At 61.9% G+C, this 18,828-nt stretch carries 17 protein-coding genes; 11 read left to right on the top strand and 6 right to left on the bottom strand.

The features are described from left to right. Positions 1–48: 48 nt before the first annotated feature. A complete protein-coding gene (locus tag G7048_RS22195) occupies positions 49–507 on the top strand; it encodes a hypothetical protein (RefSeq protein WP_166070218.1) in 459 nt (152 codons plus the stop codon). Positions 508–541: 34 nt separating this feature from the next. Here the strand turns inward: G7048_RS22195 and G7048_RS22190 are convergent, their stop codons facing one another. From G7048_RS22190 to G7048_RS22180, 3 genes are all read right to left on the bottom strand, one after another. Next, the gene (locus G7048_RS22190; protein ID WP_205750306.1) at positions 542–1,552 is read right to left on the bottom strand and encodes a M28 family peptidase; all 1,011 of its coding nucleotides are present in this window, start codon (positions 1,550–1,552) and stop codon (positions 542–544) included. A 171-nt stretch (positions 1,553–1,723) separates the two neighbouring features. Further along, positions 1,724–2,854: a zinc-dependent alcohol dehydrogenase family protein gene (locus tag G7048_RS22185; RefSeq protein ID WP_166070217.1), complete on the bottom strand. Its 1,131-nt coding sequence runs from the start codon at positions 2,852–2,854 to the stop codon at positions 1,724–1,726. Further along, positions 2,851–4,026, bottom strand: a complete 1,176-nt coding sequence (locus G7048_RS22180) for an ABC transporter substrate-binding protein (RefSeq protein ID WP_166070216.1) — start codon at positions 4,024–4,026, stop codon at positions 2,851–2,853. The genes G7048_RS22185 and G7048_RS22180 overlap by 4 nt, the downstream gene beginning before the upstream one ends. A gap of 398 nt (positions 4,027–4,424) precedes the next feature. Here G7048_RS22180 and G7048_RS22175 point away from each other — a divergent pair, with 398 nt between their 5' ends. The 5 genes from G7048_RS22175 to G7048_RS28550 all read left to right on the top strand — a co-directional run bounded on the left by G7048_RS22175 (position 4,425) and on the right by G7048_RS28550 (position 8,217). After that, positions 4,425–4,811: a Zn-ribbon domain-containing OB-fold protein gene (locus G7048_RS22175; protein WP_166070215.1), complete on the top strand. Its 387-nt coding sequence runs from the start codon at positions 4,425–4,427 to the stop codon at positions 4,809–4,811. After that, positions 4,808–6,019, top strand: coding sequence for a thiolase (locus G7048_RS22170; RefSeq protein WP_166070214.1), 1,212 nt, complete (start codon positions 4,808–4,810; stop codon positions 6,017–6,019). The genes G7048_RS22175 and G7048_RS22170 overlap by 4 nt, the downstream gene beginning before the upstream one ends. 31 nt (positions 6,020–6,050) lie before the next feature. Beyond that, positions 6,051–7,211 (top strand): acyl-CoA dehydrogenase family protein, encoded by a 1,161-nt coding sequence (locus tag G7048_RS22165; protein WP_166070213.1) that lies wholly within the window; start codon positions 6,051–6,053, stop codon positions 7,209–7,211. A gap of 218 nt (positions 7,212–7,429) precedes the next feature. After that, on the top strand, positions 7,430–7,801 hold the full coding sequence (locus tag G7048_RS28555) for a transposase (protein ID WP_240933075.1): 372 nt from the start codon (positions 7,430–7,432) through the stop codon (positions 7,799–7,801). Between the two features lie 35 nt (positions 7,802–7,836). Further along, positions 7,837–8,217 (top strand): transposase, encoded by a 381-nt coding sequence (locus G7048_RS28550; RefSeq protein WP_240933074.1) that lies wholly within the window; start codon positions 7,837–7,839, stop codon positions 8,215–8,217. A gap of 64 nt (positions 8,218–8,281) precedes the next feature. On the opposite strand, the gene G7048_RS22155 is transcribed toward G7048_RS28550, so the two are convergent. Next, a complete protein-coding gene (locus tag G7048_RS22155; protein WP_166070212.1) occupies positions 8,282–9,196 on the bottom strand; it encodes a LysR substrate-binding domain-containing protein in 915 nt (304 codons plus the stop codon). 161 nt (positions 9,197–9,357) lie between these two features. Here G7048_RS22155 and G7048_RS22150 point away from each other — a divergent pair, with 161 nt between their 5' ends. The 4 genes from G7048_RS22150 (at position 9,358) to G7048_RS22135 (ending at position 15,006) form a co-directional block, all read left to right on the top strand. Further along, complete coding sequence (locus G7048_RS22150) at positions 9,358–10,638, top strand: CaiB/BaiF CoA-transferase family protein (protein ID WP_166070211.1); 1,281 nt, start codon at positions 9,358–9,360, stop codon at positions 10,636–10,638. Between the two features lie 423 nt (positions 10,639–11,061). Further along, positions 11,062–11,811 carry a gluconate 2-dehydrogenase subunit 3 family protein gene (locus tag G7048_RS22145; protein ID WP_166070210.1) on the top strand — a complete coding sequence of 250 codons (750 nt, stop codon included), beginning with the start codon at positions 11,062–11,064 and terminating at the stop codon, positions 11,809–11,811. Between the two features lie 12 nt (positions 11,812–11,823). Continuing rightward, positions 11,824–13,599 (top strand): GMC family oxidoreductase, encoded by a 1,776-nt coding sequence (locus G7048_RS22140; RefSeq protein ID WP_166070209.1) that lies wholly within the window; start codon positions 11,824–11,826, stop codon positions 13,597–13,599. A gap of 21 nt (positions 13,600–13,620) precedes the next feature. After that, positions 13,621–15,006: a cytochrome c gene (locus G7048_RS22135; RefSeq protein WP_166071121.1), complete on the top strand. Its 1,386-nt coding sequence runs from the start codon at positions 13,621–13,623 to the stop codon at positions 15,004–15,006. Between the two features lie 11 nt (positions 15,007–15,017). Here G7048_RS22135 and G7048_RS28680 read toward each other — a convergent pair whose 3' ends face one another. Further along, the gene (locus G7048_RS28680; RefSeq protein ID WP_256376539.1) at positions 15,018–15,152 is read right to left on the bottom strand and encodes a hypothetical protein; all 135 of its coding nucleotides are present in this window, start codon (positions 15,150–15,152) and stop codon (positions 15,018–15,020) included. A gap of 38 nt (positions 15,153–15,190) precedes the next feature. Between G7048_RS28680 and G7048_RS22130 the strand changes: the two genes are divergently transcribed. Next, the gene (locus G7048_RS22130; RefSeq protein WP_166070208.1) at positions 15,191–15,673 is read left to right on the top strand and encodes a hypothetical protein; all 483 of its coding nucleotides are present in this window, start codon (positions 15,191–15,193) and stop codon (positions 15,671–15,673) included. 83 nt (positions 15,674–15,756) lie between these two features. Here G7048_RS22130 and G7048_RS22125 read toward each other — a convergent pair whose 3' ends face one another. Beyond that, complete coding sequence (locus G7048_RS22125; RefSeq protein WP_240933072.1) at positions 15,757–18,813, bottom strand: ImpA family metalloprotease; 3,057 nt, start codon at positions 18,811–18,813, stop codon at positions 15,757–15,759. Positions 18,814–18,828: the final 15 nt, after the last annotated feature.

The following is an 18,828-nucleotide window of genomic DNA, read 5'->3' as shown; positions in this document are numbered from 1 at the left end:
GCACTCCCGCTTCCCGGAGTGCCGCAACGAACCTCACTCTCCTGCCTCATGAAAACACCTCTTCGCACCATTGCCGCATCGCTTTTGCTCGTCGCATCGACCGCCCCTGCTCTCGCTGAAATGTCCGCACAGCAACGCGAATTCGCCGACTCGATGATCCTCTGCAATTCCCACGCGCTGCTGCTGCACATGTACACCCAAGGCAACGACGACAAGCCGCTGCCGGGCATTCCCAAACCAGTCGACTACCGAGAGTTGGCCTACAAGACCGCAGGCAAGGAATACGTGGGCCAATGGCTCGAATCCAGCACCGTGCGCGACAAGGCGGTCGAGCAGCTTGGTGCACTGATGAACACCAAGCCATACGAAGGCCTGAGCGAAAAGGAACGCGACGATCACATGGCCTCCACCTGGTCCAAGATCATCACCACCTGCAATGACTACGCAGCCGCCGGTCCAGCCAAGGCGAAAGAGTCCAAGTCGAAAGACAAAGCCAAGAGCAAGTGAGTGAGGCTGATTGCCAGACGTTCTGGCGAATGGTCTATTCAGCGACCAGATCACGCACAACAGCATTCAAACCGGAGATCACCAGCGCGAGCCTGTCGAAGTTGACTTTGTCGGGCGTGTCTCCACTCTTGTGGTAGTGCGGGTATCGGTATGGCGCGGTGTCCGTCACCATCAGCGCCGGGATTCCTTCGTCGATGTAGGCAGAGTGGTCCGAGAAATCGATTCCCGGCACGAATCTGGGGGCGGCAATGCCTTCGGATGGAAAGGCGGCATGTTCGCGAAACGATTGAACGACCCGGCGAACCAACAGCCAATCGGCAGTGGTCGCTACAAAGCCGATGAAATCTCCGCGATCCGGATAGAACTGGTTGAGTGGCCACGGGTACTTTTGAGAACCGGGTTCATCCGAAAAGTACCCCATCGTCTCCAGCGACAGCATGACCTTGACCTTGACGTTTCTGGACACCAGGCCTTTTGCGTGAACGCTGCTTCCCATGCGCGACGTTTGAAAGTACGGCGGCTCTTCATTGGTGTAGAGCACCAGCATCAAGTCCGAGTTCGACGTTTCTCCAATGTCTTTCAGGCTCTTCGCCAATTCCAGTACCGCAGCTGTACCAGTGCCGTTGTCGTTCGCACCCGGAGTGCCTTGCGCCGAGTCGTAGTGCGCACCGACCACCACCGCGCTGCGCCCCGGCGTCAGCTTGCTGGGAATGGTGACCTCCAGATTACGCACGACTTTTCCAGCGACCTCGTATTCCTCACGCCGCACCTTGAATCCGGAAGCCATCAGTTCGGCCTCGATGTACATGGAGGCGGCCTCCAGCGCTGCATAGTGCTGGGTGTTGTGTTCAACGGAGCCAAGGGCCGTCACATGCGCACGCAAGCTTGACGCCAATTCCTGCTCTTTGGCGCTGAGTGCTGGCAACGCGCCGTGGTGAGAAGTCCCCGGCATGGTCGTCATCGCCGCGACAAGAGCGATGACGCCGACGATGACCAAGGCTACAGCGCTGCCAATGCGAAACAGGCTTTGGAGAAGAGATTTCATTGCGATGCCAAGCACGAGAACGGTTGCCATTCTAGTGAGCCCGCAAATCTCTGGTCGTGGCTGAAAGCTCCAGTCAACTGGGCTGAATCCGCGTCATCGCTGTCCATGTCGCCAACACGCTCCGCAAGCCAGCAGCCACGCTGGCTTGCGCATTCCCTCGAATGGCGGCGCTCAAGCGCCCATGCGGATGATCTGCCGAATGGCTTCACCGCGCGCCAGGCGGTCGAATCCCTCGTTGATCTCGTCGAGCGTCAGCGTGCCCGTGACCAGTTGATCGACCGGCAGACGTCCCGCTTCGTACAGCGACAGATAGCGCGCCACATCGCGACGCGGCACGCAGCTTCCCATGTAGCTGCCTTTGAGCGTGCGCTCTTCGGCCACCAGGTGCCACACCGGCAGGCTGATGGCCTGCGCGTTGGCTGGCAGGCCGACGGTGACGGTGGTGCCGCCTCTGCGCGTGACGCGATAAGCCAGTTCCAGCGCGGGCGCTGCGCCCACCATTTCGAACGCATGATCGACGCCGCCGCCGGTCAGGTCGCGCACCTTCTGAACGACGTCCGGATCGCCCGCGTTGAAGGTGTCAGTTGCACCGAACTCTTTGGCATGAGCAAGTTTGTCGTCGTTCAGATCGAGGGCGATGACGCGCGAAGCACCTGCCGCCAGCGCGCCCATCACGCCGGACAAACCCACGCCGCCCAAGCCCACCACGGCGACGCTTTCGCCCGGCTGCACCTTGGCCGTGTTGGCGACTGCGCCAACGCCCGTCATCACAGCGCAGCCGAACAGTGCCGCGATTTCCAGCGGTATGCGCTTGTCGATCTTCTGCACGCCGCGCCGTGACAGCACGGCATGTTCGGCAAAGGCGGACACGCCGACAAAGTGCGAAATCGGCTCCCCATTTTTCGATATGCGTTTGGCACCGGACAGCAACGTGCCCGCGACACCGGCCTGCGCTGCAGGCTCGCACAGCACGGGTCTGCCCTCTGCGCACGGCAGGCAGTTGCCGCAACCGGGCACGAACAGCAGCACGACATGGTCGCCGATTTCCAGATCGTTCACGCCTTCGCCCAGCGCCTCGATCACGCCAGAGGCCTCATGCCCCAGCACGATGGGCGTGGCGCGCGGACGGTCGCCGTTGATGATGGAAAGATCGGAATGGCACACACCCGCGGCGGCCACACGCACCAGCACCTCGCCGGGGCCGGGGGGCGCCAGTTCCACCTCCCAGATTTCCAGCGGCTTGCTTTGCGCATAGGGTGCGGGTGCGCCGGTTTTGGTCAATACGGCAGCGCGGGTCTTCATGACGCACCTTTCACCAGCTTGCAGGTGCTCTTGGCAAGCGGCTTGAACGCCTGATCGCCCGGAATGGTCTTGATCACCTTGTAGTAGTCCCACGGATACTGCGATTCCTCGGGCTTCTTCACTTCCACGAGGTACATGTCGTGCACCATGCGGCCGTCCTCGCGCACCTTGCCGTTCTGCGCGAAGAAATCATCGAGCGGCATGGACTTGAGCTGCTTGGCCACGGCAAGTCCGTCGTCCGTACCCGCCGCCTTGACGGCCCTGAGATATTGCGTGACGGCCGAATAGTCCCCCGCGTGCACCATCGAAGGCATCTTCTTCATCTTCTCGAAAAAGCGCCGCGCCCAGGTGCGCGACTCGGGCGTGCGGTCCCAGTAGAAGGCCGTGGCGAACACCATGCCCTGCCCTTGCTTGAGCCCCAGCGCGTGGATGTCGTTGATGAACATGAGCGTGGGCACCACGGTCTGCTTCTTGGTGATGCCGAATTCGTTGGCCGCCTTGACGGTGTTGACCGTGTCCGCCGTGGCGTTCGCCAGCGCGATCACCGACGCCTTGGACGACTGCGCCTGCAGCAGGTAGGACGAGAAGTCGCTGGCGTTGAGCGGGTGGTAGGTCGAGCCCACGATGCGCCCGCCGCCCTCGCCCACGAACTCGGTGAGATTGGCCGTCATCGCCTTGCCGAAGGCGTAGTCCACGCCAAGGATGAACCAGTCCTTCTTGCCCTGCGCCATGATGCCGCGCACCGCACTGTTGCCCATGGCGTAGCTGTCGTAGGTGTAGTGGATCGCCGTGGCCGCGCAGTGCTCGTTGGTGAGAATATCGGACGCGCCGCCCGTGTTCATCACCATCTTGTTGCGCTCGCGGGCCAAGTTGTTGATGGCCACCGCCACCGCCGTGTTGTTCAGGTTGATGATCAGGTCCACGCCATCACGGTCGAACCAGGTGCGTGCGGCCGTTGCCCCCACGTCGGCCTTGTTCTGGTGGTCGGCGAAGACCAGTTCGATCTTCTTGCCCAGCACCGTGCCGCCAAAGTCCTGGATCGCCATGCGCGCGGACTCCACCGAGCCTCGACCCGCCGTGTCGGCATAGAGTCCGCTCATGTCGCTGAGCACGCCGATCTTCACCACATCGTCGGACACACCCGCCGCATGGGCTGCGCCAACAAGGGCCATGCAGGCAGCCAGACACGTTGGTGTGAATCGGGAATTGAATCGCGGAAGCCGCGTAGATTGCGCAGACCTGAAACCCATTCTTTTGTCTCCTGTGAACTTTTGGTGTGAGGATGCAAGAGCCAGCCCACATCGCTTGGAATGCTTGAGATGCTTGAAGCCCAAGGCTGGTGCCGGGTCGGATGCTAGTTCGCACGCTGCGCTATCGCCTATGCACGGTTGTGAAAGCATGGCTTAGAAGGCCGTGAAGCCGGGTTTATACGAAGTGCAAAGCCATGAAAATTCCGCAAGCCAGAATGCACTGAAGACCATCTTTCGGATTCCCGAATTGCTGCACCATGGCGATGCAGGCATGCTCGAAAAATCATTGAAACAAAAAGCCAACCAGGAGACGCAGCACCATGCAAATGAGCGCACAGACGCATTACCAGGCCGAGCTCGATGCGGGCCGTTTCTGCATTCAACAATGTCCGCAATGCAGCCAGCATGTGTTCACCCCGCGCGAACTCTGCCCGCACTGCGGAGCCAGCCCGCTCAAATGGGTGCGCGCAAGCGGCGCGGGTACGGTGTATTCGACCAGCACCATCGCCCGCAAACCCGAGGCTGGCGGCAACTACAACGTGGCGCTGGTCGATCTGGATGAAGGCGTTCGCATGATGAGCCGCGTGGAAGACGTTGCGCCCGAAGCGGTGTTCATCGGCCAGCGCGTGCAGGCGCGTGTCGCCCAGCGCGAAGGACGCGGACTGGTGGTCTTCCACCCCGCTTCCGCGCAAGGAGCCGCAGCATGAACGCACGCATTCCGCAATCCCATCTCGACGCCGCCACGGTCAATCGCGCCCTGCGCGGCCGCGTCGCCATTGCCGGAGCCGCCACCTACGGCTGCGGCGAATCGCCCGGCATGGACGACATGACACTGCTGGTGCGCGCGGCCCACGCCGCCGTTGCCGATGCGGGCCTGACCATGCAGGATATCGACGGCCTTGCCACCTGCAGCGTGAACTCGGGCATGTGGACCATGCCGGTAATCGAGCATCTGGGCATCAACCCGACCTATGTGGACGGCACGATGGTGGGCGGCAGCAGCTTCATCGCGCACCTCTTGCCTGCGATTCGCGCGCTCGATGCGGGCCAGTGCAAGGCTGTGCTGATCTGCTACGGCAGCGCCCAGCGCTCGGCTGCATTCGGTCGCAAGGAAAGCATTGCCGCGCGCAGGTTCATGGACCCGCAGCCCTACGAACACCCTTACGAACCGGTGCTGCCCGTCACCGCGTATGCACTGGCCGCCGCGCGCCACATGCATGAATTCGGAACCACGCGCGAGCAGCTCGCCGAAGTCGCCGTGGCCGCTCGTGCCTGGGCGCAGCAGAACCCCGAAGCCTTCATGCGCGACCCGCTGACCATCGACGAAGTGCTCAAATCGCGCACTGTCGCAAGCCCGCTCACCGTGCGCGATTGCTGCCTCGTCACCGACGGCGCAGGAGCCATCGTGCTCACGCGCGCCGATCGAGCGAAAGATCTGAAGCAACCGCCCGTCTATGTGCTCGGCAACGCCACGGCCATCTGGAACCGCCAGATCTCGTGCATGCCCGACCTCACCACCACCGCCGCCGCGCAATCCGGCCCGCAAGCCTTTGCCATGGCGGGCATGAGCGCCAAGGACATGGACATGGCGCAGCTCTATGACGCCTTCACCATCAACACCATCCTGTTCCTCGAAGACCTCGGCTTCTGCAAGAAAGGCGAAGGCGGCGCGTTCGTGCAGAACGGCGCGATTGCGCCCGGTGGCCGACTGGCGGTGAACACCAACGGCGGCGGTCTGTCCTGCGTGCATCCGGGCATGTACGGCATCTTCACGCTGATCGAGGCCGTGCGCCAGTTGCGTGGCGAGGCCGGTCAGCGGCAGCTCGCCAAGCACGACACGGCGGTCTGCCACGGCAATGGCGGCACCTTGTCGAGCCAGTCCACGGCGATTCTCGGCACGTCGAACGCGCTGTGATCGAGCAACGCAGGAAGGAGACACAACCAAGATGATCCGAGACGAAGAAATTCTGGTGGCCTTGCTCGACAGCGTGCGCCGCTTTGTGCGCGAGCGCCTCGTGCCTGCCGAAAACATCGTTGCCGAAACCGACGAAATCCCCGAAGCCATCGTGCAGGAAATGCGCGAGCTGGGCCTGTTCGGCATGACGATTCCCGAGCGCTTTGGCGGTCTCGAACTCACCATGGAAGAAGAAGTGCGCGTGCTCTTCGAGCTGTGCCAGACCTCGCCCGCGTTCCGCTCAGTGATCGGCACCACGGTGGGCATCGGCTCGCAAGGCATTCTGATGGATGGCACGCCCGAGCAGCAAGAGCAATGGTTGCCCAAACTCGCCACCGGCGAAATCATGGCCTCTTTCGCACTCACCGAGCCCGAGGCGGGATCGGATGCGGCATCACTCAAAACCACCGCCATCCGCGATGGCGACGACTACATCGTCAACGGCAACAAGCGCTTCATCACCAACGCCCCGCATGCGGGCGTGTTCACGCTGATGGCGCGCACCGATCCGTCCAACAAGGGCTCGGGGGGAGTGTCGGCCTTCATCTGCGACGCCAAATCACCCGGCATCAGCTTCGGCAAGAACGACGTGAAAATGGGCCAGCGCGGAGCGCACACTTGCGATGTGTTCTTCGACAACGTGCGCGTGCCCGCGGCCAATCTCATCGGACTGAAGGAAGGCCGGGGCTTCAAGACCGCGATGAAGGTGCTCGACAAAGGCCGCATCCACATCGCCGCAGTCGCGGTGGGCGTCTCCAAGCGCATTCTTCGCGATGCCTTGAACTACGCGCTCGAGCGCAAACAGTTCGGCCAGCCGATTGCCGAGTTCCAACTGGTGCAAGCCATGCTCGCCGACAGCCAGGCCGAACTCTACGCCGCCGAATGCATGGTGATCGACGCCGCCCGCCGCCGCGATGAAGGCAAGAACGTCTCCACCGAAGCCTCCTGCGCCAAGATGTTCGCCACCGAAATGTCCGGCCGCGTAGCAGACCGCGCCGTGCAGATTCTGGGCGGATCAGGCTACCTGACCGAGTTCGGCATCGAACGCTTCTACCGCGACGTGCGCCTGTTCAGACTGTATGAGGGCACGACCCAGATTCAACAAATCATCATCGCCAGAAACATGATCAGGGAAAAAGGAACATTGCCCTGACATAAGCCGATCTCCAGACTGCCCGGATGTCCAAAACAGCGAGCCTGCGAAGCGCAAGCCGCCGCTTGAACCCACAGCCACAACGGCGAGACGGGGCCTGAGACGAGGCGTGCCGACGCAGACAGTACTCCCGTACGGCAAGAAGGCACAACGAAGGATCAGGCCCCGTATCGCCGCCCCCAAACGACTATGGCCTGTTCACCTAAATAGTTGAGTGCATGTCAGAGCAGCGAGAATCGCTCGCCTGCATGCACATCACCCGCTCTCAGTTCAAACGTATCCGTCACCTGCTGCCCAAGCCTCGCGGCAGCAAGTTGATCAGCCACTACAGGTTCCTTAATGCTTTGGCCTACATGGCCAGCAACGGGTGCAAATGGCGAGCCTTGCCACGCAGATTCGGGCCCTGGCACACCGTGTACATGCGGCTGTATCGCTGGGCCCATAGCGGCGTACTTGCCGAAGTTCTTAACCATCTGCAGCAACAGGCACTTAGCCAGTGGGCTGTTCAAGCGTTGAGCCTGGACTCCACCATCGTCAAAGTTCACCCTGATGGCTGCGGGGCTCAGAAAAAAACGGACCACAAGCCATAGGCAAGAGTCGAGGTGGATGGAGCTGCAAGATTCACATGGTCGCAGCCAGTTGCAAGGATGCATTGATCTGGAGTTTGACGCCCGGACAAGCCGGGGACAGCCCGGAAGGCCGCAAACTCGTCGAGGCGATTGACGCGCAAGATTCAGCTGTGTATTTGCTCATGGATAGCGCCTATGACAGCGATGACTTGCGTGCAGCAGCTGAGGATCGAAACCTTATCCCGGTTGTCCCTGCGCATCCACGACGCAAGAATCCCTCGCCACTAGATAAGCAAAAATATCGCCAACGCAATGAAGTTGAACGGTTATTTCGGCGGATCAAGGCCTATCGGCGAGTTTTTACCCGCTACGACAAGTTGGATGCAATGTATGCCGCGTTTGTCTCGCTGGCTTTGATCTTTGAGTTGCTTCGGTAACGTGAACAGGCCCTAGCCAATCGAAGCCGCAAAGGCTTCGTAGTTGGCAAACAAAAACAAAAGATCAATCAGTCTTCAGCTTACCCTGCGCATCTTCGACGAGAAGCTCTACCAGCTCGCGGGCGAAGGACGGTAAGGCTTCCATGCTGCGCACGCAAATCTGCATCTCCCGCACCGACCACGCATCCGACAACGGCACAATCGTGATCCCCATGGCCTGCGCATGGCGGCTGGCAGCCGATTCCGGAAGTATCCCCACCCCCACCCCCGACTCGATCATCCGGCACGCCGTCTCGAAGTTGCCCACCTGAATGCGCTGCTTGATCGGCCGGTGCAGTTGATCACTCGCCTGACGCAAGAACGCATGGATTGCGCTCGACTCGTGCAGACCCACATGGTCCAGCTCCAGCGTGTCCGCAAAATCCACCTGTGTCTGCCCATCCAGCGCATGGCCGCGCGGCACCACCAGAACCAGCCGGTCGCGTCGATATGGCAGAGTTTCCAGATTCTCCGTTCGCACCAGCCCGGCGACGATGCCGATGTCGGTCTGCCCTTCCGTCACCGCGCGCACGATGTCGTGCGACAGCCGCTCGCGCAGGTCGATGTTCACATCCGGGTTGCGCCGCAGATACAGGCGCAGCACGTCGGGCAGAAACTCACCCAGCGACGTGGTGTTGGCAAACACCCGCACATGGCCCTTGATGCCGCTCGCGTACTCCTGCATGTCGCCGCGCAGATGCTCGATCTGCCCGAGCACCATGCGCGCATGCGTCACAAAGGCCTGGCCAGGCGGCGTCAGCGTCACGCCCTGACTGGTGCGGTACAGCAGCTTGGTACCGATGCTCTCCTCCAGATTCTTGATGCGCGTGCTCGCGGCGGGCAGCGAGATGAAGGACAGCTCCGCCCCACGCGTCATGCTGTTGGCTTCGGCGATGTGCACCATCAGGCGCAGGTCTACTAGGTCGAAATGCATGGACATGCGGGCATTCTAGGGAAAGCGGCCGCTATCGACGAATGCCTTATTGCAATGATTGAGGTCGAATGCCCGCTTAAAAAGAATGAAAGCCAGACTTTGCCCGGAGGCCCTACGATGGCACGGCAGGCCATAGCACTTTGGTCAACAAAAGACAACGGAGACTTATGACGACACCCCATACCGACGCCCAGCATCCCCAAGGCGCCCTCGGCCACATCCGCGTGCTCGACCTGTCACGCGTGCTCGCGGGCCCGTGGTGCACCCAGAATCTGGCCGACATGGGCGCCGACGTCATCAAGATCGAAAAGCCCGGCGAAGGTGACGACACCCGTCACTGGGGTCCTCCATTCTTCAAGGACGAGCACGGCAACAATACAGCAGAGGCCTGCTACTTCACCGCCTGCAACCGCAACAAGCGCTCCGTCACCGTGGACATGGCGACGCCCGAAGGCCAGGAGTTGATCCGCGAACTCGCCAAGCAAAGCGACGTGCTGGTCGAGAACTTCAAGACCGGCGGCCTCAAGCGCTACGGGCTCGACTACGAATCGCTGAAAGCACTCAACCCGCGCCTCATCTACTGCTCCGTCACCGGCTTCGGCCAGACCGGCCCCTACGCACCCCGCGCGGGCTACGACCTGCTCGTGCAGGCCATGAGCGGCCTCATGAGCATCACCGGCCGAGCCGATGGCGAACCCGGCGGCGGCCCCATGCGCGTGGGCGTGGCCGTCATCGACCTGTTCACCGGCATGTATGCCACCACCGCCATCCTCGGTGCCATCGAAGCGCGCCACCACACCGGGCGCGGCCAGCACATCGACATGGCGCTGCTCGACGTGGCCATGGCGATCCTCGGCAATCAGGGCGCTGGCTTTCTCAACGCTGGCAACATCCCACAGCGCTTGGGCAACAAGCACCCGAGCGTCGTGCCGTATCAGGACTTCCCCACCAGCGACGGCAACATGCTGCTCGCCATCGGCAACGACGGCCAGTTCGCACGCTTTTGCGAAGCAGCGGGTCTCGACCTGGCCAGCGACGAGAAATTCCGCACCAACACAGCCCGCGTCAAACACCGCGACGAACTGATTGCGCGCATGTGCGAAGTCACAAGACAGCGCAGCACCGCCGATTGGGTGGCCCTGCTCGAAGACAAGGCCGTGCCCTGCGGCCCGATCAACAACATCGCCGAAGCCTACGCCGACCCCCACGTGCAATCCCGCCAGATTCGCGTGGAACAGGAACGCTATCCCAACGGAAGCCAACCGGCAGACTCCAAGGTGGTCAACCGCATCGCCACGGCAGCCAGCCCACTGCGCATGTCGGACACACCAACCACGCTGCGCCATGCACCACCTGCGCTTGGGCAACACACGGATGAGGTGCTGCAAGCGAACCTGGGCTTGAGCGCCGAGCAGATTCAGGCGCTGAGAAACAGACAGGTTCTGTGAAGCCATCCGCTCGCGAATACTCCTGTTCGCGCGTCTCTGCCAGACCTTGGCAAAGACAACCATGCCTCCAAAGCAGGTCTCGCCCGGTTGGATGCAACAATTTGTTTAGGCAACTAACATCAGAAGTCAATTCAAAGCACGGCTGAATGAATGCAGTGTGTTTGGATTCCTGTGTGGGTATGTGTTGAGAACCTGCGCCCGCGTCCAGAGTGGTCTGGCTTGCCCTTTTCCGCGAGCCGACTTTGGGCGCGTCGACGCCCTTTCCCTGATGTGCTTTTTCCTCGAGTCCAGCATCTGACTTCGCGGGGCTGGCCAGCGGTTCTCCTTCGCTCTTCATCTTTTTCGAGCGGTTCTGACGGGTGGTTTTCCTTGCGACTCTTGCGGCATTCATGGCCGTGCGATTCATGAACCGAGGAACGCCCCATGAACGATTCCACTGAAAAAACCATCGAGCCGCGGCGCGGCTTTCTGCGGCGCATGATTGCGGTCGTGCCCGCGTCCAGCCTGGCTGCTGGCGCGGCCGTCACGCAGGTCGCATGCACGGATGGCAACACGCCGATTTCCGCCGCCCACGCGGCCGGTGCGCCAGCAAAGTATTCCCCCAGCTATCTGAACGACGCCGAATGGGCCTTCGTGACGGCAGCCGTCGATATCCTGATTCCCAAGGACGAAATCGGCCCCGGCGCAGTCGAAGCGGGTGTGCCTGAATTCATCGACCGCCAACTGGAAATGCCTTGGGGCCACGGCAAGCTCTGGTACATGCAAGGCCCCTTCCACCCCGAAGTGGTGCCGCAGCTTGGCTACCAGCACAACATGACGCCGCGCGACATGTACCGCCATGGCGTGGCCGATTGCGATGCGTGGTGCAAGGCCAATCGCGACGGCAAGACCTTTGCCGAACTCGACAAGAAGCAGCAGGACGAGATCCTGCATCTGCTCGACGAAGGCAAGATCGATCTGCCCAACATCCCCGCCAAGCTGTTCTTCAACCAGGTGCTTGCCAATGCGCGAGAAGGCTTTCTGGCCGACCCGATCTACGGTGGCAACAAAGGCATGGTCGGCTGGAAGATGATTGGTTTTCCAGGCGCGCGTGCGGACTTCATGGACTGGATCGACCAGCCCAACAAGCCCTATCCGTTCCCGCCCGTTTCCATCAACGGTGAACGCGGTTAAGGAGTCGGAAAAATGGCAATCAAAAAAGACAAAGTGGACGTGGTGCTGGTGGGCTTCGGCTGGACCGGCGCGATCATGGCTCAGGAACTCACGCAAGAAGGTCTGCAGGTGCTCGCGCTCGAACGCGGTGCGATGCAGGACACACCTACCGACGCCAAGTACCCCAAGGTGATCGACGAACTCGCATACTCGGTGCGCGGCAAGCTCTATCAGGATCTCTCGACCGAAACCGTTACCGTGCGCCACAAGCCCGATGATCTGGCCGTGCCTTATCGCCAGCATGGTTCGTTCCTGCTCGGCAATGGTGTGGGCGGCGCGGGCTTTCACTGGAACGGCATGACGTTCCGCAATCTGCCCGAAGAACTACGCCTGTACAGCAACACGGTCGAGCGTTACGGCAAAAAGTTCATGCCCGAAGACATGACCTTGCAGGACCACGGCGTGACTTATGAAGAACTGGAGCCGTTCTACTCGCAGTTTGAATATGTGTGCGGTACATCGGGTACGGCGGGCGTTCTCAACGGTGTCAAGCAAGCGGGCGGCAACCCTTTTGAAGGCAGCCGCTCCAAGCCCTATCCCACGCCTGCGCTGAAGTATGTGTATGGCGAATCGCTGGTGGAAAAGGCCGCGCTGAATGCCGGCATGCATCCTTATCCGCTGCCTGCTTCAAACGCGTCCGAGCCTTACACCAATCCTTATGGCGTGCGTCTGGGTCCCTGCAATTTCTGCGGCTTCTGCGAACACTACGGCTGCTACATGTATTCCAAGGCATCGCCGCAGACCACCATCATGCCGTCGCTGATGAAGAAGCCCAACTTCGAACTGCGCACCCGCGCGCATGTGCTCAAGGTGCTGATGGACAACACTGCCAAGAAGGCCACGGGTGTGCTGTATGTCGATTCGCAAGGCCGCGAAGTCGAGCAACCCGCCGATCTGGTGATTCTCTGCGCCTACCAGATGCACAACGTGCGCCTGCTGCTGCTCTCGGGCATCGGCAAGCCTTATGACCCGAAAACCGGCGAAGGCGTGGTTGGCAAAAACTACGCATATCAAATGAACGGCGGCGTAAACGTGCTGCTCAAGAAGGGAACCTACCTCAATCCGTTCATCGGCGCAGGCGCCTCCGGCGTGGTGTGGGACGACTTCAACGGCGACCAGTTCGACCACGGTCCACACGGCTTCATCGGCGGTGCCACCACCAAGCACGCACGCGCCGGTGGCCGACCCATCAAGCAATCGTCCATCGCACCCGGCACACCCAAGTGGGGCACGGGCTGGAAGGCCGGCATGCAAGAAGGCTACCAACGCATTCTCAACATCGGCCTGTCCGGCTCGGTGATGCCTTATCGCGACTCTTATCTGGATCTCGACCCCACCTACCGCGACGCCTTCGGCATGCCGCTGCTGCGCATGACCTTCGACTGGCACGACAACGAATTCGACATGCTCAAGTTTGTGGGCGACAAGGCCGAACTGGTCGCCAAGGAATTGAATCCTGAAAAGATGTGGTCGAGCATCCGCAAGAAGGGCTCGCACTACGATGTGCGCCCTTACCAGACCACCCACAACACGGGCGGCGCGATCATGGGCACGAATCCCAAGAACAGTGTCGTGAACCGCTTTCTGCAATGCTGGGATGTGTCCAACGTGTTCGTGCAGGGCGCAAGCGCCTTCCCCTACAACATGGGCTACAACCCGACCGGTCTGGTCGGCGCGCTGGCTTACTGGTCGGTGCATGCGATCCGCACGCAGTACCTCAAGAACCCTGGCCCACTGGTCCAAGCGTAAGGAGGCACGAACAACATGATGATGACGAAGAAGATCACCACAACGCTCACCGCCTGCGCCGCTGCCATCGTCGCCGTGGCATTGCTGGGAAGCTGGGGCCTGTCCCGCGCCACACAGGCCCACATCGATGATGTGAAGCTCGAAGCCGACAACGTGCACAAGGCAGCAGCCGAGCCCAAACTCCCCGATGATCCATTGGTGCTGCGCGGTGCTTATCTGGCCCGCGCGGGCGACTGCGTGGCATGCCACACATCTGCAGGTGGCAAGCCATTTGCGGGCGGCCTCGGCATGGAAACGCCGATCGGCAAGGTCTACTCGACCAACATCACGCCCGACAAGACCACCGGCATCGGCAACTACTCGCTCGAAGAGTTCGACAACGCGGTTCGCCACGGCATCGCCAAGCAAGGCCATACGCTGTACCCGGCCATGCCCTACACCTCGTATGCCTACGTGAAGCCCGACGATGTGAAGGCCATGTACGCCTACTTCATGCAGGGCGTGCCGCCGGTCGAGCAGGCCAACAAGGACACGGACATCACCTGGCCGCTGTCCATGCGCTGGCCGCTCGCCATCTGGCGCAAGATGTTCGCACCCGTCGTCACCACCGACAACACGCCCATTCCCGAAGGCGACAAGATTGCCGTCGGCCGTTATCTGGTCGAAGGTCTGGGCCACTGCAGCACCTGCCACACACCACGTGGCGTGGCCTTGCAAGAAAAGGCCAGCACCGATGCCGAGGGCACGGCGTTTCTGTCGGGCAGCGTGCTCGAAGGCTGGCTCGCACGCAATCTGCGCGGCGACAAGGCCGATGGCCTTGGAAGCTGGAGCGAGCAGGACATCACCGAACTGCTCAAGACTGGCCGCAATGCGCACGGTGCCACCTTCGGATCGATGGGCGATGTGGTCTCGCACAGCACGCAGCACATGACCGATGCAGACCTGCAAGCGATGGCCGCGTACCTGAAAACGCTCTCGCCGCTCAAGCCCGATGCACCGGTTCTGGCCTATGACGACAGCGCCGCCAAGGCGATGTTCGACGGCTCGACCAAGGACCTCGGCGCCCTGCTCTTCGTGGACAACTGCGCGGCCTGCCACCGCACTTCCGGCAAGGGCTACGACGGCGTCTTCCCGGCGCTGGCGCTCAACCCCAGCGTGAATGCGCAAGACCCCAGCTCGGTGATCCACCTGATCTTGCAAGGCGCTGAAATGCCCAGCACGACCGACGCGCCCACGCACTTCGCCATGCCCGGTTTCGCCGATCGCCTGACGGATGCCGAAGTCGCACAGATCGCCACGTTTGTGCGCAACAGCTGGGGCAATCAGGCCCCTGCGGTGAAGGCCGATCAAGTCGCCAAGCTGCGCAAGCAAGTGCAGGCCGCAGCGGCACCGGATCGCGCCAAGTAAGCACGGCGCTTTCAACCCAAAGCCTGCTGGATGATTCGTTCATCCAGCAGGCTTTTTTCGTTGCGCCATTGCGTGCCGTCCCAGCAAAGCATGCTCATTTCTCCTACAGACAGAACGCGCAGGCAGTCGCCCAATGGATCGAGCATGGACAAAGCAGGTCCATTCCCTGCACAAGGAGACCATCATGAGTGACTCGAATGACAAGCTGAATCGTGACCCGATCACCGGCGCACCAGGATCGCATCCCGTCGGTACGGGCGTGGGCGCTGCGGGCGGTGCCGTCACAGGGGCTGCGGCCGGATCATTGGCGGGCCCTCTGGGAGCCATTGCCGGAGCCGTCGTCGGCGCGGTGGTGGGCGGGCTGGCGGGCAAAAGCGCCGCCGAAGTCATCAACCCCACGGACGAGGAAGCCTACTGGCATGCGGTCTATGAGCAAGAGCCTTACTTTGTCGCGGGCCACACCTTCGCGCATTACGGCCCGGCTTATCGCGCCGGTTGGGAAGCCCGCGTTGCCGGAACCGATTGGGATACGGCCCGCGCCGAGTGGGCCAGAAAATGGGACCGCGAGCACGCGCAAGGCGGCCTGAAATGGGAGAAGGCACAGCCCGCCGTCAAAGCCGCATGGGACCGCGCCAATCGGCGGTATGTGCAGGAGACGGGTTACTGATCCGGGTAAGCGGACCCCACTGACTGCGCTGCCGGTGATCTCAAGCGAATGCGGGAGATCACCGGTTTGCAGGTCTGCGCCAATCAGAACGGATAGGCTGGCACGCTGGTGGCCAGATTCACCCACTTGCCCTTTTCGAGCTGGTTGCCCTGCCCTTGGACCAGCGCGTAGAACTCGGGGCCGAGTTGCGGCAGGTTGTGCGCGGCAATCGATTCCAGCGCTGTGCTGCTCAGCGGAATGCCGTAGTGGTAGAACATTTGGCGCATGTCGCGGCCGATGATCATGCTGGACAGCACATACAGCAGTTCGTGGTTGCTGATGGTCTTGCTGGTGTACAGGTCCATGCCGAGCGAACTCTTGTTGGCAGCAGTCCAAGTGCTGTCGATCAGGCGCGTGCCGCGTCCGAGCAAGCCGATGAAGTCCACCACATCGAGCGGCTGCGGCTGGGCCTGACCCAGACGTTCCTTGGTGTAGATGAACGCCAGTTGGAAATGCACCGCGCGCATCGAATTGTCGGTCTTCTTGGCCTTGGTCCAGAAGCGCTCGAACATGTCGGCCTGCAGTTCAGCACCCGTCTTGCCGGTGGCGCGCGCTGCCACGATGTCCTGGTACAGCTTCTTGTGATCGATGCGGTCGCCGCTGTTGTTCTCCGACCCATTGGTGATCGCGTACTGACGCAACGCACTGGCATTGGCCAGGATGTTGTTGTCGCACTCGACCGGGCAACCGCCGCCGTTATCGGTGAGCAGTGTCATGTGGCGGATCAGCGTGTTGTGCCCCAGCTCATGCCACCAACCCCAGCCCGGCGACAGCCCTGCCGAACCATCCGAAGGATTGCCCGAACACAGGAAGCCGCAAGCCGCCAGCCAGCCCACAAAGTGCTGCACGTTCGGCGCGCGGTGCACGCTGCCCGTGCAGTCCCAGCCCAGCGTGGCGCAGACGTTGGCCACATTGGTGCTCGGCGCGATGTTGTTGTAGCCGTTGGCCAGGTGGTTGCTGTCGAAGATCATGCCCTTGAGGCGATCGACCACATACGACTTGGGATCGCGCGTGCCGATGGCGCTCTTGGCATAGGCAATGGTCTGCTGCACTTCGCCACCCGCCATCTTCGAGGTCTGCCAGCCGAAGTCCGCACGGCTGAGTGCCTGCACGGCTTCGTCGAGTTCGGCCGTCGTCGGCGTGCGCGTGAAGTCGAAGTGCGCATACTTGGTGCCACCGCGCACACGCAGCTTGACGGTCGAACCCGCCGTTGCGCCCGAGTAGCTCAGGAACAGCGGACCGCCCCAGGCCGTCGTGTAGTTCAAGGTCTTGCCCGAAGTGAGCGCAGCCTGATGAATGTCCGGGTAACGCGGGCGCAGGTACTTCTCCTGGGCCAGCGGATTGCCACGGGTTCGCACAAAGCCCACGCGCACACCCAAGCTCGCGCCCGCCGCATCCACGATCTCGATCTGCACCGGCTTGCCCGGCACCGCGCCGCGACCGATGGCAGTCGCTCCGCTGGCCTGCGCGATGGTGACTTCGATGGTCTCCCAGTTCTGAATCGTCGCCAGCTTGCTCGACGCTGCAGGCATCCAGTCGCCAAAGCTCAGCGGCGTGCTTTCGTAGCCGCGCGTGGCAAAACTCCAAGTGTCGGCCGCCATGGTCTTCAAAACCTCGTTGGCATTGGAGCGCACAACCTTGGCGTAATCCACCTCCTTGCGCACCAGATCGGCCCACAGCACCAGTCGGCGCTGCGCATCCAGATAAGGTTTTTGCAGGAAGGAGTCGACGAACATGTCTATGCCCTGCGACTCCTGCGCCACCATGTCGGTGCGGATGCCATCGAGCTTGCTGATCAAGCTGGTGTCGCTGGCGAAATTCGCGCTCGTGCCGTTGAGCAGCGCAAGCAGCACAGTCTCATGATTGCCAAGGCGATCCGCCGCCTGGCGTTGCAGCGCAGCCGTCTGCGCGCTGGCGATCTGGAAACCCGTGGTGGCCGCAAACCAGTTGCCGCCGTAGCCGCCCAGTTGCATGCCCATGGCATTCAACACCTGACGACCGCCTGCGGAGTCGCCCCAGTTGGAGTGCAGATAGATCACGGCCTTGCCCGCTGCCAGATAGCTGCTGACCAGATCCGTCAACGCGCCCGACGCCGGTGTGTTCTGCCCGAAGACGAACACGTCCACATCCTGCCAGCAGGTGTTGGTGGAAGTGGCGATGGCGCAAGTCACCGCGGTGGCCTTACTGCCCAGGCGCGTCAGAAGATTGGCGACGTTGGTGGCGCTGTAGCTCTGCGTGGCCACGCGCACCGTGGCGGGCAGCGTGCCCTGCGCATCTCCGGTCACCAGCCAGGTGAAGCTGCGCTTGAACAGCGGCCACTGCGTTTGATTCGATCCCGAAGTGGACGAGAGTTGTCCCAGCAGATCCTTGCCATACCCCAACGAACGCCCGCCATGCGCCGTGCTGATGCTCGCCAGCATGTTGCCGCTGGTGGACACCAGCAGCGGAGTGGCCGCCGTGGACAGGATCGGGCTGACCGTCTGGCTGTCCTTGGTGAAATCCAGCGTGGACGCCGTGCTGTCGTCGATCAGCTTGGCAATCAGCGCCTGCTGCTGCTGGCGAGTGCCTTGAATGATCTTCGTGGCCGATTGCAGCAGCGTGAGCTTGTCCTCTTCGATCAACTTGCTGCTGTTGCCCGTGGCAAGCGCTTCGGCAATGCGATCCGTGACAGGCGGCGTCACTACGGGTGTTTCCGTGGTCGGAGGAGTGACGACAGGAGTTTCCGTCACGGGCGGGGTGACCACTGGCGTCTCGGTGACTGGCGGCGTCACGACCGGGGTCTCCGTCACGGGCGGCGTCACCACCACCGGAGGCGTGACGACAGGAGTTTCCGTCGTGGGCGGAGTCACCACAGGCGTTTCGGTCACAGGGGGCGTGACGACGGGCGTCTCCGTGGTGGGTGGCGTGACCACTGGCGTCTCGGTCACCGGAGGCGTCTCGCCAGGGGTTTCCGTGGTCGGCGGCAGCACTTCAAGAGGCGGCACCTCCGTGGGCGGCGTGACCTCCGACGGAGTGCTGTTGTCAGGAGCCTGCCCGGAAGCCGGGGGATCGGTCCATGCATTCGATCCACTGCCGCCGCCACCGCAGGCGACAAGTACCAAGCTGGCCAGGAGCGT

This window comes from Diaphorobacter sp. HDW4B, from assembly GCF_011305535.1.
GTDB lineage: Bacteria > Pseudomonadota > Gammaproteobacteria > Burkholderiales > Burkholderiaceae_C > Diaphorobacter_A.
Note: the sequence above shows the minus strand (reverse complement) of the source record. Positions and strands in the feature narration are given on the sequence as shown.